General features: G+C 35.6%; 16 protein-coding genes. 11 read left to right on the forward strand and 5 right to left on the reverse strand.

Features of this window, described 5'->3' with window-relative positions:
- Window positions 1–174: 174 nt before the first annotated feature.
- Window positions 175–948, forward strand: coding sequence for a PoNe immunity protein domain-containing protein (locus A8L32_RS02735; RefSeq protein WP_075590000.1), 774 nt, complete (start codon window positions 175–177; stop codon window positions 946–948).
- Window positions 949–1,310: 362 nt separating this feature from the next.
- Here the strand turns inward: A8L32_RS02735 and A8L32_RS02740 are convergent, their stop codons facing one another.
- The 5 genes from A8L32_RS02740 to A8L32_RS02760 all read right to left on the reverse strand — a co-directional run bounded on the left by A8L32_RS02740 (window position 1,311) and on the right by A8L32_RS02760 (window position 4,766).
- Window positions 1,311–1,583 carry a hypothetical protein gene (locus A8L32_RS02740; RefSeq protein ID WP_075590001.1) on the reverse strand — a complete coding sequence of 91 codons (273 nt, stop codon included), beginning with the start codon at window positions 1,581–1,583 and terminating at the stop codon, window positions 1,311–1,313.
- Between the two features lie 554 nt (window positions 1,584–2,137).
- Window positions 2,138–2,812 (reverse strand): hypothetical protein, encoded by a 675-nt coding sequence (locus A8L32_RS02745; protein ID WP_075590002.1) that lies wholly within the window; start codon window positions 2,810–2,812, stop codon window positions 2,138–2,140.
- Entirely contained in the window at window positions 2,799–3,173 is a 375-nt protein-coding gene (locus A8L32_RS02750; RefSeq protein WP_083631151.1) for a GntR family transcriptional regulator, read from the reverse strand. Before A8L32_RS02750 ends, A8L32_RS02745 begins: the two co-directional genes overlap by 14 nt.
- Window positions 3,173–3,958, reverse strand: coding sequence for a hypothetical protein (locus tag A8L32_RS02755; RefSeq protein WP_075590003.1), 786 nt, complete (start codon window positions 3,956–3,958; stop codon window positions 3,173–3,175). Before A8L32_RS02755 ends, A8L32_RS02750 begins: the two co-directional genes overlap by 1 nt.
- Window positions 3,936–4,766 (reverse strand): ABC transporter ATP-binding protein, encoded by an 831-nt coding sequence (locus A8L32_RS02760; protein ID WP_075590004.1) that lies wholly within the window; start codon window positions 4,764–4,766, stop codon window positions 3,936–3,938. Before A8L32_RS02760 ends, A8L32_RS02755 begins: the two co-directional genes overlap by 23 nt.
- Before the next feature lie 261 nt (window positions 4,767–5,027).
- Here A8L32_RS02760 and A8L32_RS02765 point away from each other — a divergent pair, with 261 nt between their 5' ends.
- From A8L32_RS02765 to A8L32_RS02810, 10 genes are all read left to right on the forward strand, one after another.
- Complete coding sequence (locus A8L32_RS02765) at window positions 5,028–6,665, forward strand: ABC-F family ATP-binding cassette domain-containing protein (RefSeq protein WP_075590005.1); 1,638 nt, start codon at window positions 5,028–5,030, stop codon at window positions 6,663–6,665.
- A 230-nt stretch (window positions 6,666–6,895) separates the two neighbouring features.
- Window positions 6,896–8,932 (forward strand): fibronectin type III domain-containing protein, encoded by a 2,037-nt coding sequence (locus A8L32_RS02770; RefSeq protein WP_143525001.1) that lies wholly within the window; start codon window positions 6,896–6,898, stop codon window positions 8,930–8,932.
- Between the two features lie 81 nt (window positions 8,933–9,013).
- Window positions 9,014–10,660, forward strand: a complete 1,647-nt coding sequence (locus tag A8L32_RS02775) for a TonB-dependent receptor (protein WP_143525002.1) — start codon at window positions 9,014–9,016, stop codon at window positions 10,658–10,660.
- Between the two features lie 104 nt (window positions 10,661–10,764).
- Window positions 10,765–11,982 (forward strand): MlaD family protein, encoded by a 1,218-nt coding sequence (locus A8L32_RS02780; protein WP_075590008.1) that lies wholly within the window; start codon window positions 10,765–10,767, stop codon window positions 11,980–11,982.
- 325 nt (window positions 11,983–12,307) lie between these two features.
- Complete coding sequence (gene dnaA, locus A8L32_RS02785) at window positions 12,308–13,741, forward strand: chromosomal replication initiator protein DnaA (protein ID WP_075590009.1); 1,434 nt, start codon at window positions 12,308–12,310, stop codon at window positions 13,739–13,741.
- A gap of 135 nt (window positions 13,742–13,876) precedes the next feature.
- On the forward strand, window positions 13,877–16,243 hold the full coding sequence (locus A8L32_RS02790) for a PBP1 and LysM peptidoglycan-binding domain-containing protein (RefSeq protein WP_075590010.1): 2,367 nt from the start codon (window positions 13,877–13,879) through the stop codon (window positions 16,241–16,243).
- Between the two features lie 27 nt (window positions 16,244–16,270).
- Complete coding sequence (locus A8L32_RS02795) at window positions 16,271–18,226, forward strand: ABC-F family ATP-binding cassette domain-containing protein (protein WP_075590011.1); 1,956 nt, start codon at window positions 16,271–16,273, stop codon at window positions 18,224–18,226.
- A gap of 57 nt (window positions 18,227–18,283) precedes the next feature.
- Entirely contained in the window at window positions 18,284–19,024 is a 741-nt protein-coding gene (rlmB, locus tag A8L32_RS02800; RefSeq protein ID WP_075590012.1) for a 23S rRNA (guanosine(2251)-2'-O)-methyltransferase RlmB, read from the forward strand.
- 142 nt (window positions 19,025–19,166) lie between these two features.
- Window positions 19,167–20,231 (forward strand): uroporphyrinogen decarboxylase family protein, encoded by a 1,065-nt coding sequence (locus A8L32_RS02805; RefSeq protein ID WP_075590013.1) that lies wholly within the window; start codon window positions 19,167–19,169, stop codon window positions 20,229–20,231.
- A gap of 158 nt (window positions 20,232–20,389) precedes the next feature.
- Window positions 20,390–20,869, forward strand: a complete 480-nt coding sequence (locus A8L32_RS02810; protein ID WP_075590014.1) for an SRPBCC family protein — start codon at window positions 20,390–20,392, stop codon at window positions 20,867–20,869.
- Window position 20,870 lies beyond the last annotated feature (1 nt).

Raw genomic sequence — 20,870 nt, forward strand, 5'->3', positions numbered from 1 at the left:
CGAAATATCTTTAAGCGTAACTTTGAAGTGTCAGTTATAAATACTTATTTGCTTTCACGGATTACGTTACGTTAAGTCCGCGCGAGCTGGGTTCTTACAAATATGTAAGTGAAACTGGTTATTTAACAAAGGGAGGAGGTCCTCTGGGTGACTGTACTTCATAATTTTAATATAATGGCAAGAGATAAAAATAGAGATGATGAGCATTTTCTAACCTTTATAAGTACAAAGGCTAAATCCCACGAGGCGAGAATTAAAAAGCTAGAGCAGGGACAAATAAAGCCGGATAGAATAAAAGCTGTTAAGGAAAACATGGTTACTAACTTAGTTCAAAAGTTAGTGGCTACGTATTCTGCAGGAATGCCAATTTGCACACTAACTGAAGATTTTGATACTATCTTAGAGTTAATGGAAGATTCTTGGGCTGATGGCTCACAAAAATTAGTTGGAGCAAAAGCGCTGATAATAGATCAATACAGTATTGATTCACATAGTCAACTGCTTAGGGTGCTTTCGATAGGGATTTTAATCGGTATACCTGATAATTTGTTTGAACGTTTAGGTAAAATAATTAAGTCGGATAATGTTATCGACTTGGTTTATGAGTTTCTTTTGTCATCAAAGTTAGATTTATGGGTACAAAGGCAAGAAAAAGATGATTATGCATTTAAGCTTTACCTAAGCCTTAAAAAGGCAATTAAATATTCTAATAAAAAAGAATCTGAAAAGCTAGTAAAACTTTTTTTAGAGAAAGATTGGTTAAAGGAGCAGAAGAAAGCACAAATGTTAACTGAACCGGGAAAAGCTTGGTATTACGGAAGGTGGAGTTTTGAATCTGCCGCAGTATCTTGTATTCTTGACTTAGACGACAGTAGCTACCGAGATAACGAATATTACCCAAAAGATTTGGTTGATTATTACAGGGAGAAAAAATTGAGAAAAGCCTAGACTCCGCTGCCGCGAGATTGTATCTCGTGGTTTGATGAAATAAAACAAGGCTGCATTTTTAAGTGCGTCCAACTCGCGCGGATTTAGCTTTGGCGTTATCCGTGTAATAAGCGATGTATTATGTGATTTTAAAAAGCATACCAGCAAGCAGATACAAGAAGAGGCAGAAAGTAGACGAGAGTGGATATTACCCTTAATGCAAAAGTACTGTGTACATTTAAAACGTAAGCAAACATTCAAACTATGGCAAAATGGTAATCATGCCAAAATAATTTACAGCAATAGTTTCTTCGATACGGATTGTGCTTTACTAAATCCGCGCGAGTTGTGGTGTAGATATTTGAAATGCCTGAGGGGTATCACTATAGTTGCAGGTGCTTTGGTATGGTAAACCAAAGGCTTAACAAGCTTGCTTGATGCTTGGTTAACGTGGCTTTTACTTCTCGCAATGCTGTTTGGCCTAAACCATACGTTCGTTTTGCATGTCGCAGTATTGTTTGGTGCAAAAGCAAAGCAATTTTTGAACCACGCAGTGTTGCGAGCTGCCGCCCGATGATCAGAATGGCTGCTGCAGTGTTGTAATGTATATAAGTAAGGCTCAAAACACTTAACAAGGCTTGTAATTGTGCTTGCATACCTATGTAAATAGGGCGTTTTGCTATGGTGAGGGGGGAATCTTAAAGTTGGTATAGTTTGGTGTTTTATTGATTATAGCTAGCGCGGATTTGTAATCCGTGCAATAAGCAAGCTGTAAAATTATAATAAAGTGTTTCTATTAAAAATAGAGTAGCACTTGGGTTTGATGTGAGGATTTGCAATCTGGTTGTTTGTCCCTCATTTGGCGTAGTAAATCTCCCAGCTCCCTCGGATATGTATAAAACTTAAAAGAAGCTTGTTAGGCTAAATTGTATTCTGTGCTCTAATCTCAGCAGGTAATTATGCCTATTTGCCTTATTTATTAAACGTGATTCAGGCAATTCAGGAATGGATTACATATTAAGCCCGGATTACAAATCCTCAGAAATATCTTTAAGCGTAACTTTGAAGTGTCAGTTATAAATACTTATTTGCTTTCACGGATTACGCTGCGCTAAATCCGCGCGAGCTGTAAACTCCATAATTCTTTATAAACTAAAAAAAAGTTGCTGCATAATAAATACAGCAACTTGTAATGTGCAAAGCGAATTTATTAGTACATCCTTAATTGCGATAATTCATCCGCATTAATATCATATTTAAAAGCTTTTGGAATCTTAATATTTGATTTTTCAGAAATATCCCCTTTAAATAATTTTAGTTTCTTCTTTAAACTAGTATTGAAGTTTGAATTTCTACAATAAAGATCAATGGTATTTATCTTGCAAGTCCAAGCATTAAAATTAGAGCCTTCTCTCAATTTTAGTTTTAAATTGTTGATATCAATTTTATTTTCAAACCGAATGCGTCCTCTTTGTGCATTAATCTGCAAAGAATCTTGTTGAAAGTGTGTTAAGCTAAGCTTTGATTTAATTGTTGAAATAGACGTGATATTTTTTGCGTATATCTTAATGTTTGAAAATTGTTCTGTTTCAATATGGCCAATTATAAGTGTATCTGAATTGTATGTGTAGTTTATTTTTAGGTTGCCTTCTTTTTTGTTTCTGGTAAATTCAAAATGATAGGTTGTGTCTGATGAAACAACTATATTACAATTTGTTTCTATTTTAATATGATTAAATGCTGTTAGTTCATCAGATGTTGTTACTAAATTCAGCCTTGATATCTTTTCTTTATCATTATTAATAAAACTACTTATCATTAAGGCAATAAGTAAAATGCCAATAAGCGAAAAGTATGAAGTGAATATTATTTTACTTGTTTTCATTGTCGTTCAGTTTGTTTAGTAATTCTGTTACATCCGATTTTTTAATTTCAAGCAGCTCTACCTGTTTAATAATTTCAGGTAAACTAAGTTCAAAAAATTCGGCTCGGCGTTTCTCTCTAATCATACTAGGCGCTTCTTTCGCCACAAAGTAACCTATGCCTCTTTTGTTAGTGATAATTTCATCTCTTTGCAGTTCGCTATAGGTACGCATAATGGTATTGTGGTTTACACCTAAAGTGGCAGCCTGCTCACGTACCGAAGGAACTTTATCGCCAACAGCCAAGGAGCCCGATAAAATACGGTCGCAAATATTATCGCCAATTTGTTGAAATATTCCCTTTGAGTTTTTAAATTCTATCATCACACTTCCCTCTCTTTAAGTTTTAAATAGGCATAGCTTAGGGAGCTTAGTGTGGTAATGGTAAAGGCGATATGAAGTAAGGTAGGTTCGTGTTCTTCTTTTGGGAATAATTGGTTGTATGTGTATTCAAATCCACTGTCAAGTTTAAAAAATTCAAACATCGTATAAAAATATCCCAATACAATAAGAAAGATAAGTCCAATAAATATGGTTGTTTTTACAAGCGGATATTTAGCTATAGCGGCAGCACCACTAAGTGCAATAGATGCTGTCATTAAAATAATTCCTATGAGTACTTTGGGGACATCGGTATTATTATTAAAGTTTTCAAATAAGAGCTTGTAGGTAAAATCAGCATATTCAAAAGCACGATCAGGATTTGCACTTGTATGAATAAACTCAGCCATACGCATTGCTGAGTTACTAATTACTGGGAATAGTAATAAAAACAAAGCTGGGATGATGATAATTTTCATGACAAATTCAAAAGAGAATTTCTCAAAGATTGATGCAGGTAACATGTAATTTGTAATGCTTGTTTCTTTTTTTCTTAAAGCAGGAAAGGCATGACCTATGATGGGTAGTAATATGATAGCCATACTTGCTGAAAAAAATGTGCCCCAATTGGTTTTGTTTGTTAGGTTGTGCTGGTATCCAAAAAGCAGAGTCACCAAAAATAAACCTACTATAACTCCGGCAAATCCCAATAGGTAAAGTTTTCTATTTATTAAAAAATTATAACGAGCGTAATTTAAAAAACGCTTAATGTTGAAGTACTGGTTCATGGAATTGTAGGTTTGATTTATTAATAACTGCATTAAAAAGTAACTCAATATCGATAGGTGTTTCTATGTGGTTTTTAGCCAATATACATTTGTAGCCTCCAGGTGCCACTTCGCTGTATAAACTATCTGTATTTTCACTTGAGGTAGCAAAGCTAAATTGCTCACTTATACTTACAAGGCTTTTATTAAATACCACATCTCCTTCGTCAACAATAACTACTTGGTCAATTAGGTTTTCTACATCCTTAACCTGATGTGTAGATATAATGGCCACTTGGTCGTCGGCTAATGAACCGGCTAACACCTTTCGAAACTGAGCCTTAGAAGGAATATCTAAACCATTGGTTGGTTCGTCCATTAATAAAGTGCGACAGTTCGATGCCAAGGCAAAAGCAATAATAAACTTCTTCTTCTGTCCGTAAGACATCTTGCTTAGGTTTGCATCTATGTCCAATTCAAATTCGGATAATAGATGTTTGAATTTATTCTGATTAAAATTGGGGTATAGCGGCGAAAGTGCCGACGTGTAACATTTAATGCTTACAGATGCTACATTAATCTCTTCTCCAACAAAAAACACATGACGTAAAAAGTTAGGGTTTCGCTTAAAAGGTGTGTAGCCTAGTATTTCAACTTCACCCGATTGAGGCTTTAATAATCCGGCCATTAATTTTAGTAAAGTAGATTTACCCGCTCCATTTTTACCCAATAGTCCTATAATGCTACCTTCTTTGGCATCGAGACTGAGGTTTTTGTAGAGTTTATTTTTCTTGGAGTAAGAAAAGTTTAGTTCGTTAATTTTGATCATAAATAAAGATTTAAAGTTAGTGTACTAGAGAACTAGAACACTATAAATGTATAAGTTTATTTATAATTTCCAAATTCTCCATAATTTTAAATAGTTGCTTACGCTCTGTTTTTTAAACTTTCACCTTTTTCCTTCTCCCATCTTCTGTCTCCTATCTCCATGTCCCTTCTCCTTTCTCACGTTCCCTTTTTTCTTTCTCTCATCATTTCGTTTTCCCTTCTTAGTAATTCATTTATCTTTGCGGCCAAATAAAAGAAGTACATGATATCAGTAGACGCGTTAACAGTTGAGTTTGGGGCAACCACTCTGTTTAAAAATATATCCTTTGTTATTAACGAAAAGGATAGGATTGCCTTGATGGGTAAAAATGGGGCAGGAAAATCAACTTTGCTGAAAATTATAGCAGGAGCTCAAACGCCGCAAGGCGGAAAGGTGACGGTTCCTAAGGATAGGGTAGTGGCTTACTTGCCGCAGCACCTGATGACCGAAAATAACCGAACGGTTTTTGAAGAAGCATCCCAAGCTTTTAGTCATATTTCTGATATGGAAACTGAGATTGAAGCTATAAACAAAGAGCTTTCTACCAGAACCGACTATGAGTCGGATACATATTATGCCTTAATAGAAAAGGTATCCGCTTTAAGCGAAAAGTTTTATTCTATTGAGGAAACTAACTTTGATGCAGAAATTGAAAAGATATTATTGGGTTTAGGATTCTCAAGAGAGGATTTTACGCAACCTACTGAGAATTTTAGTGGAGGTTGGCGAATGCGTATTGAGTTGGCTAAAATCCTGTTGTTAAAGCCCGATTTAATTCTATTGGATGAGCCTACCAATCACCTGGATATTGAATCTATTCAGTGGTTAGAGGAGTTTTTAATTAACTGCGGAAAAGCGGTAGTTATAATCAGTCACGATAGAGCCTTTGTAGATAACATTACTACCCGCACTATTGAGGTTACCATGGGTCGTATTTACGATTATAAGGTAAACTATTCTCGATATCTAGAATTAAGAGAAGAGCGCAGAGAGCAGCAGCAAAAACAATACGAAGACCAGCAAAAGATAATTGCTGACAATATGGAGTTTATCGAGCGATTTAAAGGGACCTATTCAAAAACACTTCAGGTGCAATCGCGCGTAAAGATGCTCGAAAAGATGGAGATGGTGGAGGTAGACGAAGTAGATACCAGTGCTTTGAAGTTGAAGTTTCCTCCAGCACCCCGTTCAGGTAATTATCCTGTAATAGTAACCGATGCGGAAAAAAAGTATGACGAGCATTTGGTATTTAAAGATGCTAACCTTACGCTGGAACGTGGCGAGAAGGTAGCATTTGTGGGTAAGAATGGTGAGGGGAAATCTACCTTGGTAAAAATTATTATGAACGAAATAAAATGTGGAGGAAATGTTCAATTGGGACATAATACCATGATAGGTTATTTCGCGCAAAATGAGGCCTCGTTGTTGGATGAAAACCTAACAGTATTCGAAACTATCGACGATGTGGCCAAAGGAGACATCCGTACCAAGATAAAAGATATGTTGGGAGCCTTTATGTTTAGTGGAGATAATACAACTAAAAAGGTAAAAGTGCTTTCTGGTGGTGAGCGTACACGTTTGGCTATGGTTAAACTGTTGCTGGAGCCAGTTAACCTATTAATATTGGATGAGCCTACTAATCATCTTGATTTAAAAACCAAAGATATTTTAAAGAGTGCTTTAAAAGCCTATGATGGAACACTCATATTGGTTTCGCACGATAGAGACTTTCTGGATGGATTAGCTGATAAGGTTTACGAATTCGGCAACCAAAAAGTAAAAGAGCACTTGGGTGATATTAATAGCTTTTTAGAAACTAAAAAAATGAATAATCTAAAAGATATTGAACGTAAGAGTTAGTATTCAATTAGGTTTATAATTACAATATTTTAAAAGAGTGCATCGTTGATGTGCTCTTTTTTTAGCTCTAACAGTTTAAGAATAATAGTATTTTTTAGAACAAGCCGTAAGCTTTACCTTCTATAAATTATCTGGTATATTATAGAAACATATTATTAATTGATGCGTATAGTTGAACTTATGTTTTGTAATTGCAGCTTTAACTATGTACAATTAATATAATATATAGCGTGAGGAGATTAATAGTAATACTTCTGGTAATTTGCCAGATTCCATTTATAAGCACTCGTGCTCAGGATGACGATGAGCTCAAACACGAATTACGATTATTGGCTCGTCCTACATCAGATTCTATTATGTTGCGTTGGGCGCCAACTACCTATCGATTATGGCTGGTTGGAAATAAGTATGGTTATAATGTAACCCGAACATTAATGTATAAGGATGGTAAACTGCTTAAAAATAGAAAGGCTGTTTTGCTCAATAAAGGAGTTTTAAAACCACGACCTTTATCAGAGTGGGAAGTGTTGGATGAGCGTGATGAGTATGCGGGAGTGGCAGCTCAGGCTATTTATGGAGATGGCTTTGAGGTTGAATCGGGTGAAGAGAATATGGGTATCATGGATATCTATAATAAAGCTACGGAACAGGAGAATCGTTACGGATTTTCGTTATTTGCAGCTGACCAAAGTGTTGAAGTCGCCCAGTATCATGGATTAATGCTGGTAGATAAAAACGTAAAGCCAGGCGAAAAGTATTTGTACAAAGTGTTTCCAGATTATGTTCCTGAAGATATGAAAAAGGATACAGCTTTTTTCTTCACAGGGGTGGATGAGTATTTACCATTACCCGCGCCAGCACAGTTTAAAGCAGAGGGAGGAGACGGAACAGTTACCCTAACTTGGGATAATAAATACCAAACAGACTATTTTAATAGTTTCTGGTTAGAACGTTCTGATGATGGTGGAGATTCCTTTAAAAGATTAAATAGTTCACCTGCCATAAACACAACACCCGAAGGCAGGGATGAAGCTCCTTATCATTACTATCTAGATACTATTCCCGATAATAATATAAAATACCTGTATCGTGTCATCGGAATATCCATTTTTGGCGAGTTAAGTCCATCTTCAGAGGTAGTCGAGGTGCAAGGTGTGGATGCCATTACTAGTGTTCCTCATATTGTTAAAAAGTACTCAAAAGATGGTAAAACGGTCGTGTTGGAATGGGAGTTTCCTAATGAAAGTAAGGATAGAGTTGAAGGTTTTAGAATATTTAGGTCTGCAGATTATGCCAAGGGCTTTAAGCTGTTGGCTGATAGTGTATCTGTGATGAGTAAGAAATATCAAGATAAAAGACCTTTGGCTACAGGTTATTACAGAATGCAAGCTTTCAACAGTCATGGTGGAGGAGGGTATAGCATCCCACAGATGTTTCAGGTGGTTGATTCTTTTCCTCCTGCTAAACCCAAAGGCCTTGAGGCAACTATAGATACTACAGGCCTGGTTAGTTTATCTTGGCAAGTTAATTTGGATCAGGATATTGATGGCTACCGAATTTATAGAGCCAATGCCTTACATGAAGAGTTTTCAGCTATAACTCCAGAGCCTGTGTCAGATACTACATTTATGGATAAAATAACCATTAAAACCTTAACGGAGAAGGTATATTATAAAATTAAAGCTTACGATAAATCGCAAAACCAATCAGACTTTTCAGAAGTTTTAGAGCTTGATCGACCAGATATAGTACCTCCTGCTGCGCCGTTAATAAGAAAAATTTTTCCTTCGGATACGGGCATAGTAATCAATTGGGCCAATAGTCCATCTAGTGATGTTGAAAAGGTAGTGTTATACAGGAACAGGCAAGGGGGAGCAAATTGGGAAGTGATAAAAGTTTTATCAGTAGATAATACTTCTCAATATGTCGATGTTCCTAAAGAGGCAGGTTTTATATATAGATACTTAATAATAGCTGTAGATGAGGTGGGTAACGAGAGTAAGCCTGGTAAACCCGTAGCTGCAAAATACAATCCGAAAAAGCAAAAAGATGATTGGATACATCCCGAAAAGAAAGAAAGCAAAAAGAAAAGACTACTTACCTTAACATGGGAGGTGCCTGTGTATCCTGTGAAAAGATTTATTATTTATGCTCGTATGAAAGATGGAGATTGGAAAATGATTGATGGAGTAGAGGGGAATGAGTTTAGTTATGAGTCTACTTACTATTATGGTAAGGGTTTGGAGTTTATAGTAAAGCCTAAGTAACAGAACTATTATATGCGAGGGAAAAGAAAGTTATTTTTTTTGTTACGAGATTGTAGTTTGCGCTATCTATTATTACTTTGGGTGATAGGTTTATTCCATATTGGTGAGGCCCAGCAATTGGATCAAATAGGTAAAAAAGACCCTATTAAAATAAATGGTGGGGTAAACATGAATCAGGTTTATCGTAGCAATGTAACGGGTGATGTAAATCCATATTCCTTAGTGCTAAATGGTAACGTTAATACAAGTATTTATGGCATGTCGGTGCCATTATCTTTTACTTGGTCCAATTATCAATGGACTTATACGCAACCATTCAATCAGTTTACTTTATCGCCATCCTATAAATGGGCAACTGCTCATATCGGATGGAGTAGTATGAGTTTTTCTCCGTATTCATTAAATGGGCATAGTTTTTCTGGCTTGGGAGTTGAATTAGATCCTAACGAAAAAATTAAGCTTAGTGCCATGTATGGTCGTTTGTTAAAAGCATCGCCAGGTGATACCATTAATGGTTATAAGCCTCAGTATAAAAGAATGGGTGGAGGATTAAAGACTACGTACCAATTTCAGTTTGGAGAAATAGGGGTTCATTTTTTTAGAGCCTGGGATGATGACGAAAGACCTGTGGATTATATAGATTCTTTAGGTGTAAGTCCAAAAGAGAACTTAGTGGTTGGAACGAGTTTTTCAGTTCGTCCCGTAAAAAGTATAGCCTTTAGTGGTGAATATTCGGTTAGTGCGCTTAGCGAAGATAATAGAATTAGTGCGGCGTCAGATATTGATGGAGCAGCTACTTTTCTGCATCATGCTATCAAGTCTGATTTAACATGGAGTACCCGTTTAGGATCCTTGGGTGCAGGAATCGAATATGTTGAGCCTGGTTTTAATACCTTAGGTAGTTATTATATGGTCAACGACTTTATAAACTATACGGTAAATGCAACTACCTCATTGGTAAGTGGCAAAGTAAATGTAGCTGCTAGTGTTGGTATTCGAGAAACAAATACGGATGATCAGTCAGAAACGGATCAAAAGGATGTGATTAATAATATCAATATAAGCTTTGTTCCCAATGATAAGTTAAGTTTTAATCTCAATTATTCTAATTTTTACAATTATTCATTTGTTCGTCCATTGTTTGATGAAACCAATACGCATACCGAATATGAGTTAATGGATACACTTCGTTTTACTCAAATTAATGAGAATTTTGCATTAAATGCTAATTGGGGTGTTAAGGTAACTGATGAACAGAATCATAGTATAATGGCTAGTGTTAATGTTCAGCAGGCCACACAAAGTCAATCGGATGCAGTTGAGAATTCAAACACTAATTTTTTTAATGGGTCTGGAGGTTATAGCTGGTCATTAATTAAAAGTGATTTTAATTTGGCATTGAATATGAATTACTCGAGAAATAAACTGCCCGATGCCATTAGTGAAGCATACGGCCCCATTCTTTCGGTTAGAAAGGGAATGTTAGAAAAAACATTGCGTCATCGTTTGTCTTTATCTTGGAATGGAACTTATGTTGATCAAATAAAGAATGGTGATGTTTTAACGGCGAGGCTAGGTAGTAGCTATACAATTAAAAAAAAACATCGCCTCAATCTTAGCGTTGCCTGGTCAAAACGATCCCGTAATACCGGAACAATAACGAGTTATACTACTGCTACTTTGGGATATAGTTATCAATTTGGATGGCCTAAGAAAGATACAGACTAGTCTGCATTGAGTCAATAAAAACGTATTGTGTAAAAAGCCTTGCTGCTCACGCTTTACTTTAATTAAAAATCTCTTATTTTTGATGCTCAATAAAAACCATAATCATGGCTCAGTATTCTAAGGAAGTAAAAATAGGAATAACAGTAGGGATAGCATTATTTATATTAGGTTGGGGTATTAATTTCTTAAAAGGAAAAGATATTTTTCAATCGGGGTATAAAGTATATGGTGTATATCCTCGTATTGATGGACTAACAGAAGCAAGTCCTATTTTTTTTAAAGGATTTAAAATAGGATCGGTTCGGGATATTTCCTTAATGAATGGCGGTGATAGTGAGTTTATGGTTACCATGTTGATTGAAAAGGAAATTGAGTTTACAAAGACTACTGTAGCTCAAATCTATAGTCTCGACTTGATGGGTTCTAAAGGAATCAGACTTTTATATGGAGAAGGAAATGTACTGTTAGAGTCAGGTGATACCCTTGCAACATCCTTGACTGGGGATTTGGCAGACAAGGTCAGTATGGAGGTGCTTCCTTTAAAAGATAAGGTGGAGAAAATGGTTGTGGGGCTCGATTCTGTGCTGCATAATTTAAATCGCCTACTGAACGACGATAACAAAGATGGTCTTTCGAGTGGAATAAATGATTTTGCAGGAATGATGCATAATCTAAACCAAATGTCGGCATCCATTAATCACAGTCTTAAAAAAGAAGGTAGTTTGGATAACTCCTTGGCTAATATGGATTCATTAACAACTATGTTAAAAAGCAATGGTACGGTGCTTTCGTCTATGTTGGCAAATCTTAATAAAGTTTCAGGTCAATTAGCCGAAGCGCATATCGATAGTTTAACCAACGAAATGAATACCACATTTACATCTGTTAATAGTCTTTTAGGTTCGCTTAATGATGGAGATGGCACAATGGGTAAGTTACTAAAGGATGAGGAGCTATATAATAACTTAAACGACGTTTCTGTAAGTTTAGATAGGTTGCTTAATGATGTAAGAGTGCAGCCTAAACGTTATGTTAATGTAAGCTTGATGAGTTTTGGTTCTGGTAAGGCTAAGCAAGCAAAAGATTCAACGATGGTTTATGCCGTATTATTAACGAAGGAAAAATACCCTTTGGATATTAGAAATAAGGAGATCCGAAAAGGGCTCTTTGTAGATGAAATAAGGGATGGGAAATATTATCTCTACACGGTTGGTCAGGAAGAAGATTATAGCAGTATTTTGGAACTCAAAGGCCGAATTGTCGACTTATATCCTGAGGCAGAGATCCTTGAAATAAAAGGGCATCATATATCTAAAAAATAGCATATTTGGTAAAAAGTATTCTATTGCAAAAAGTGATTATAAAGTTAATTAATATTTGAAGTGAAAAAACACAAAAAAAAATCACTGATCGCTCAAAGCCTTTGTTTTAAGGGGATAGTGAGTGTTAAATTAACTTAATTATAGGTGTTCAATAGGCAGTAGATCAAGTGAATAGGGGGTCTTTTTGCTAAAGTCTTATAAACTAGCACCCTAGTGTGTATCTGAGAATATCAAGTTTGTATTCGTTTTTTTTTCAAGAATTTTTTCACAATTTTTGTTTTCTCAAATCTATTATATATAACATAATTACAGAGGAAACACAAACATGAAGCCCGGTTACGAAATTGTATGGAATAATTGCTTAAAAGTCATCATGGATAATATTCCACAAATTAGTTTTAAGACATGGTTCGAGCCAATCGTGCCTCTTAAGATTGAAGCTGATGTATTAACAATACAAGTTCCTAGTGCTTTTTTTTATGAGTATTTAGAAGAGCATTTTATCGATCTTTTGAGAAGTACTATTCGACGAGAATTAGGGCATTCGGCTAAGCTAGAGTATAGTGTTGTGGTAGATACCCCACATCAAAAAAACCAACAACCATTAACTCAACGTTTACCATCTAATAATAAAACGGATTTACGTAATCGCCCTGTTTCCATGCAAATGAATTCGGAGAAGCCAGTGGTTAAAAATCCATTTGTTATTCCTGGCATTAAAAAGTTGAATGTCGATCCACAGTTAAATGCTGACTATACTTTCGATAATCATATTGAAGGGGAGTGTAACAGATTGGCCCGTTCTGCAGGTATGGCAGTGGCGAAAAATCCAGGAAAGACAGCTTTTAACCCTTTGTTTTTATATGGTAACTCAGGTTTAGGAAAAACACATCTTGCTCAAGCAATTGGTATTGATGTTAAAAAATACTTTCCAGAGAAGACGGTATTGTATGTAAATGCCAATAAATTTCAAACTCAGTTTACGGAGTCGGTTCGTAATAATACGCAAAACGACTTTTTAAACTTTTATCAAATGATTGATGTATTGATTATAGATGATGTACAGGAGTTTGCAGGTAAAGAAAAAACACAGAATACTTTTTTTCATATATTCAACCATTTACACCAGACGGGTAAGCAATTGATTTTAACAGCTGATAAGCCTCCTGTTGAAATGAAAGGGATGGAGGATAGATTATTATCTAGATTTAAATGGGGATTATCGGCTGATGTTCATGTACCTAGTTACGATACTAGAGTAGCTATTCTTAAGCATAAGTTATATAAAGATGGTATTACTTCTATTGAGGATACAGTAATTGAATATATAGCTTCTAATATTTCTCAAAACATTAGAGAGTTAGAAGGAGCATTAATTTCTTTGTTAGCTCAGGCTACTTTAAATAAAAAAGAAATTACGCAGGATGTAGCTAAATCTATTGTAGATAAACTGGTAAAAAAGACACAAAAGGAATTAAGTGTTGATTATATCCAACAAATTGTATGCGATTATTTTGGTTTAGCTGTAGATTCGTTGCAGTCTAAAACCAGAAAAAGAGAAATTGTTCAGGCTCGTCAGGTAGCTATGTATTTCTCCAAAAGCTTAACTAACTCTTCTCTTTCTACCATTGGATCGAAGATTGGTAAAAAAGACCATGCAACTGTATTACATGCTTGTAAAACAGTTAATAACCTAATTGAGACGGATAAAGATTTTAAGAGCCAGATGAAAGAAATTGAGGCGCAGATTAAAATGTAATTTAGATATTTAACTCGAAGAAAAAGTTGTTGGAACGAATGTTGCAACAACTTTTTTTGTTTTAAGGAAATCGCTTTTGTTTTGGTGGTACTCTTTTTATACTTTTGGAAACCTAAATTCAGAACTTATTATTCAATGATCAGGAAATCACATATATCTTATTTTACTATTGTTTGTGCTTTGTTACTTACGGTTAATTCGTGGTCGCAACAGTCTAATGAAAAGCCTGTTGCTAATAAAGTAATAGTTGATGGAAAAACCTTTTATCTGCACGAAGTAGCCAAAGGAGAAGGCTTTTATGGTATTGCTAAAAAATACGGAGTCTCTCAAAAAGAAATTCACGAAGCTAATCCTAAATCTATATTTGGATTAAAACCTGGTGATATTCTTTATATTCCTGTCATTGGAGGAAGAAATAGTAGTGCTAATGAAATTGAAGATTCTGGTGCTTTTATTTACCATACTATCGAAAAAGGACAGACCTTATACTATTTGTCAAGAAAGTATGATGTTGCTGTTGATATTATAAAAAAGTACAATGCAGGATCGGAAGGAGACTTGCTGATTGGGACCATATTTAAAATTCCTACGGCAGCTACATTGGATACCACTACTAAAGGTCAGCAAACAGAGTTTGTTTTACACACTGTTCGTAAAAAAGAAACCTTATATGGTATTTCGCGAAAATACAAAACCAGTGTGGATACATTAATTAAATATAACCCCGCGTTGCAAAGTGGTATTTTAGCTGTGAATTCGCAGATTCGTATTCCTATTTTAGAGCAAAAGGAATCAACGGTTTTTGTAGATGATTCACTTCAACCATTAAAGCTGGAGGATGATAAATATATCTATCATAAAATAAAAGCGGGAGAAACCATCTATGCAGTCAGTAAAAAGTATCGTGTTTCTGAGCAAGAGCTTGAGCTTAACAATCCTGATTTAAACCCATCCGAACTACCACTAGGTTTTGTCGTTAGAATTCCTAAAGCGAAGGTTAAAAAGGAAAATAAATCTACTCAAAATAAAGAAGCAGATTTTATTCTTCACTCCGTAAGAAGAAAGGAAACGTTGTACTCCATTGCAAGAAAGTATAAAGTTCAGGTTGTTGATATCGAGGAAGCTAACCCAACTAAGATGTTAAGCAATGTAAAGAAAGGTATGAAAATTAAGGTGCCTACTTTGAGTTATTTAGCTAGGGTAAAGGAGGAAGCTAGAATGGCCAAGTTAGCTGAATTGCAAAAGGAAGAAGTTGTAGTAGATACTATTGGTATAGATTGCGATGGATTTAATTATTATGCATCTAAGCCAACTGTTAAGGTAGCATTGCTTTTACCATTTGATGTAGAAGCTACACGCAAAATTAACATCATAAAAAAGATGGAGGGCGAGGAAGAGGTTGAAGTAAAAAGAGAAGAGCCTATTATCTCTCCACGATCTAGAACCTTTTTAGAGTTTTATGAAGGTGCTATAATGGCGGTGGATTCTTTTAAAAAGCAAGGTGTAAATATTCAGTTATATACGTATGATACAGCGCCAGACTCAAATAGGGTAAAACAAATTTTAGCTCGACCAGAATTATCTACTGTAGATTTAATTATTGGCCCTGCTTATGCAAGTAATTTGTCCATTGTGTCTGATTTCTCTAAGAAGAATAAAATTAAAATGGTTTATCCGCTTTCAAGTAAAAACGAAGCGTTGGATAGTAACCCTTATTTATTTCAAGTAAATGCTCCTGATACCTTATTGTATAATAGGTATGCGGATTATATTGTAAACAGAGATTTAGGTGCCAGAATAGTAGTTTTAAAATCTTCAGAAGCAGATGCAAAAGAGGATAAATTATCTACTGAGATAAAGAAAAAGGTATACTTAAATTACCTACCGCAAGGCTTAGTGCCTGATTTTGTTGAGATAGCTTTCTCGGAGCAGAATGTACAAGGAGTAGAAGCTTTGTTAAGTAAGGATAAGGTGAATATGGTGGTTATTCCATCCTCTGACGAGGCTGATATTTCTAAAATAATAACTACGCTGCACGGAGTTTCTGAATCTACAGAAGTGAAAATTAAACTGATTGGTTTTGGTGATTGGTTAAGGTTTCAGACCATTGATGCAGAGGAAATTCATGATTTAGATACAGAGATATTGACGCCTTATGTGTTAGATCATAGTGATCCTTCAGTAAGTCATTTCTCTAAAAAATATAGATCCTTGTATCATACCGAACCTTTTGCGGTTTCTCCTTATTTTATTCGTTCAGGTAGGAATGTAAAATATTCTCGTTATGGAATATGGGGCTTTGATGTGGCTTATTATTTTATAGGTGCACAAGTGGAGTATGGGAGTAATTTTGAACATTGCGTAGAGCATTATTCGACTGAGCAAGTTCAATTTAATTTTAATTTTAAGAGATTCGCCAATTGGGGTGGTTTTTATAATGATGGGATGTATGTAATTGGCTTTACTCCTTCGTTAAATATTTATCGTAAGCCTCTTCAGTAGTTTGTTAATTAATCATAGTTTATTTTAATGGTTTCGGTAAATCAGTTATCGGTTGAGTTTGGTGGTTTTACTTTGTTTAAAGATGTTTCGTTTTTAGTTAATCCTAAAGACAAAATAGGTTTGGCGGGTAAAAATGGTGCAGGAAAATCAACCATGTTAAAAATATTTGCGGGTCTTCAATTGCCTACAAAAGGTACAGTTACGTGTCCTAAAGATGTAAAGATTGGGTATCTGCCTCAGCACATGAAGCACAACGACACAGGTTCGGTGTGGGATGAAGTGGAAAAAGCTTTTGGCGAATTAAAGCAACTCGAAAAAGATATTGAAGCGCTCAATGTTGAGATGGGTAATCGTACTGATTACGAATCGGAAGCATATCTTGATATTATTCATAAGTTGAGTGATAAGAGTGAGCGTTTAAGTATGTTAGGTGGTGCTAATTACGCTTCAAATATTGAGGTCACTTTAAAAGGACTAGGTTTCGAAAGAGATGATTTTACGCGTTTGACTTCGGAGTTTTCTGGAGGTTGGAGAATGCGTATTCAGTTGGCTAAAATTTTGCTGCAGAAACCAGATGTATTCTTACTGGATGAGCCTACCAACCATTTGGATATAGAATCGATTCAGTGGTTTGAGGACTTTCTAAAAAACTATAGTGGAGCTGTGGTTTTGGTTTCTCATGATAGAGCCTTTTTAGATAATATTACCAAAAGAACCGTCGAAATTCAGATGGGGAAAATATATGATTACAAAGCTTCTTATACTAAGTATTTAGAATTAAGAGAGGAGCGTAGGGAGCAGCAAATGGCGGCTTATCGTAATCAGCAAAAAATGATTGAAGATACCGAGAAGTTTATTGAGCGTTTTAGATATCAGGCTACTAAAGCTGTTCAGGTACAATCGCGTATTAAGCAGCTTGATAAACTAGATCGTATTGAGGTAGATGAGTTTGATAACTCGTCATTAAGGATTAAGTTTCCTGCAGCTCCGCATTCTGGAGCTATTACTTTAGATGGAAAACAGCTAACTAAAAAATACGATCAGCTAGAGGTATTAAAAGAGGTTGATTTTACGATTGAGCGTGGTGAAAAGGTGGCCTTTATCGGACGTAATGGAGAGGGAAAAACCACCATGGCGCGTATGATCATGAACGAGATTGGTTTTACAGGTAATCTTAAGTTAGGTCATCAGGTTAAGATTGGGTATTTTGCTCAAAATCAGGCTGATTTATTGGATGAAAGGCTGACGGTTTTAGAAACTATTGACCACGTAGCTGTTGGAGATATTCGTTTAAAAATAAGAGATTTATTAGGGGCCTTTATGTTTAGCGGAGAAACCGTTGATAAAAAGGTGTCAGTTTTGTCGGGTGGTGAAAGAACCCGCTTGGCTATGGTTAAATTATTGCTTGAGCCAGTTAACCTTCTTATACTGGATGAGCCTACCAACCACTTGGATATTCGCTCTAAAGAGCTGTTGAAACAAGCTGTTAAAGACTTTGAAGGAACCGTTGTGGTGGTTTCTCACGACCGTGAATTTTTAGATGGTTTAGTGGATAAGGTGTATGAGTTCCGTAATAAAAAGATGAAAGAGCATCTAGGCGGAATTTATGAGTTCTTGGAACGTAAAAAGTTAGAGTCATTACGCCAGATGGAGCAGCAAAAGCCCAATGGTAAGGCGGTTAAGCAAGAGGTGTCTCAGGAGAAGCAGAATTCAAAATTATCATACGAAGAACGCAAGGAGATTAGTCGACGCGTTAAAAAGGCGCAACAGCAAGTTGAAAAGGCGGAAAAGAATATTGCTAAACTGGAAGAGGATATTGCAGAGTTAGATAGGTTAATGCAAGATGTGAAAAATGCCAGCGATGCTGAGTTTGTGAGAAAATATCAGGATTCAAATGTAGCCTTAGAAAAGGAAATGGAAGCTTGGGAATTATATCAGGTTGAGCTGGAAGAAGTGGAGGAAATTAAAAATAAATTAGATTAGTATATTGTATCGTAAAAGGGTGATTACATTTATCTTTTTACTTTTAAATAAATAATTATGGCAGGTAAAAGTGACTTTCTATTTGGAATTAGATCGGTAATTGAAGCAATTCGTTCTGGTAAAGAAATTGAAAAGATATTAGTTAAGAAGGGTTTGCAGGGTGAGTTGTATGAGGAGTTGGTTGAAACCATGAAAGAGGCCAATATTGCTTGGCAAACTGTACCTATTGATAGAATTAACAGAGCTACACGTAAAAATCATCAGGGTGTAATAGCTTTTGTTTCTGCAATTACTTATCAAGATTTCGAAAATACCTTAATAGGCCTTTTTGAGCAAGGAAAAAATCCATTGATACTAGTACTTGATGGAATAACGGATATTAGAAATATGGGTGCCATAGCTCGTTCTGCGGAGTGTGCAGGAGTAGATGCTATTGTAATCCCAGAAAAAGGTGGAGCACCTATTAATGCGGATGCTGTAAAAACATCGGCAGGAGCCTTGCATACTATTCCAGTTTCTAGAGTGAGTAATTTGTATAAAACACTTGAATACATGCAGAACTCTGGTTTAAGACTTATTGCTGCTACCGAAAAAGCGAGCGATGAATACACAAAAGTAGATTTTACTGGGCCAACTGCTATTGTTTTGGGTGCAGAAGATAAAGGAGTATCTAGTCAAGTATTAAAAATATGTGATGAAGGAGCTAAAATTCCTATTGTAGGTACCATTGGTTCATTAAATGTATCGGTTGCTGCAGGGGTTATGCTTTATGAGGTGTTAAGGCAAAGGGCGTTATAAAGACCTGCTGTTTGGCTATTAGTTGGTGTTTGTAAATGGTTCATTTAACACCTTAAATTTGTTTTTTCTCAAAATCTTCATAAATTGGGAAGGTTTTGCTTGATAAACTTGTAGTAATAACAATAGCCTAAAAACATCATTTATGAACCACAAAGAAAGAGTGTTAAAAGCTCTGAACAATGAAATTCCGGATAGGGTTCCTTTTTTTTATTGGGATGTTCCAGAATTTGGTGACAGAATGATGTCCTATTTTGGTTTTACAAATCGCGATCAGCTTTTAGAACATTTAGATGTTGATTTTAGATGGGTGGAGCCAAAATATATAGGACCTCAGTTAGTTGAAAGTGATAACAAAAGAAAAAAAGACATTTGGGGAGTTGGATATTCAAGAATTCAAACAGGTGAGTTTGAATATTGGAATGCAGATATCTTCCCGCTCGAAGGGGTAATCGATCCTGAAGTTTTAGAAGATTATCCTTGGCCTACCAACGAACTCTTCGATTTTTATTCCCTTCCTGAACAGATAGAGCGTTATAAAGATTATGCGATAATGACGGCTCCAGGTTATTCCTCTCCAGGATTATTTAGGATTGTGCAAAGACTGATCGGTAGAGAGACTTTTATGGACGTGATGATGTCGCATCCAAAATTCTTTAAAGCACTCTGCGATAAAGTAGTTTCATTTTATACTGATTTTTTAGATGCTTTTTTTGAAGCAGGTGATGGCAAAATTGACTTTGTGCGTGTGGCTGATGATTTTGGCTCGCAAACAGGTTTAACCATTGGTCAGGATCATTGGGATAAATATATACGACCTGCCATTGATGCATTTATTAAAAAGCCCAAAGAAATGGGGGCTCATTTTTATATGCATAGTTGTGGTGGTGTTCGTAAACTCTTACCTAATTTTATTAGTGCTGGTGCCGAGGTGTTAGATCCTATTCAAACCAGAGCAAACGGAATGTCGCCTGATGGTTTAAAAAAGGATTTTGGTAAACTCATCACATTTTGCGGTGCTATGGATGAAGAGTTGTTATTGCGCAAAGGAACAGCAGAGCAAGTAAAGGAAGGCGTGAAAGAATTATTGGATACCATGGGACCTGGTGGTAGATTTATTTTAGGACCGAGCCATAAAATAAAGGTGGAAACGCCTATTGAAAATGTAATTGCCATGTACGAAGCAGCCAGAGATTGGCGTATGCAATAGAATATTGTTTTAATCAATATACAATCCCCATTCATTTATTTGGATGGGGATTTTTTTATGATCTTTCTTTTTATTGTTTAATTAATTTCAGATAAAATTAAACAAAGATACGTCCCCGCTGTTTATTAATAAATAATACTCAAAAAATAATTTAACCCATGGTTAAAATAAGATATATAAGTGGAGTTTATGTACTGGAAAGCACTTCGGTGTTAAAAGGTACTTTAAATGATGTGTGGTTGTTCTTTTCTCGTCCAGAGAACCTGGCTACAATAACTCCTGCGGATATGGATTTTAAAATTACATCAGGTGTTAGTAGAGATATGTATCAAGGTCAGGTGATTACCTATAAATTATCTGTTTTTAATTGGTTTAAACTAAACTGGGTAACAGAAATATCAAACCTGATAAAAGGTAAGTTATTTGTGGATGAGCAAATTCATGGCCCTTATAAAATGTGGCGTCATCAACATCAATTTCAAGAAGCGACCAACGGTGTAAAAGTGTTTGATAAGGTGGTATATCAAGTTCCTTTTGGCTGGATAGGTAGATTGCTGAATACACTATTGATTAAGAGGAAGTTAATTTCTATATTTAGTTATAGGCAAGCTGCCATCGAAAATAAATTTAATCATTAAT

The organism is Labilibacter marinus (assembly GCF_001659685.2).
Lineage (GTDB): Bacteria > Bacteroidota > Bacteroidia > Bacteroidales > Marinilabiliaceae > Saccharicrinis > Saccharicrinis marinus.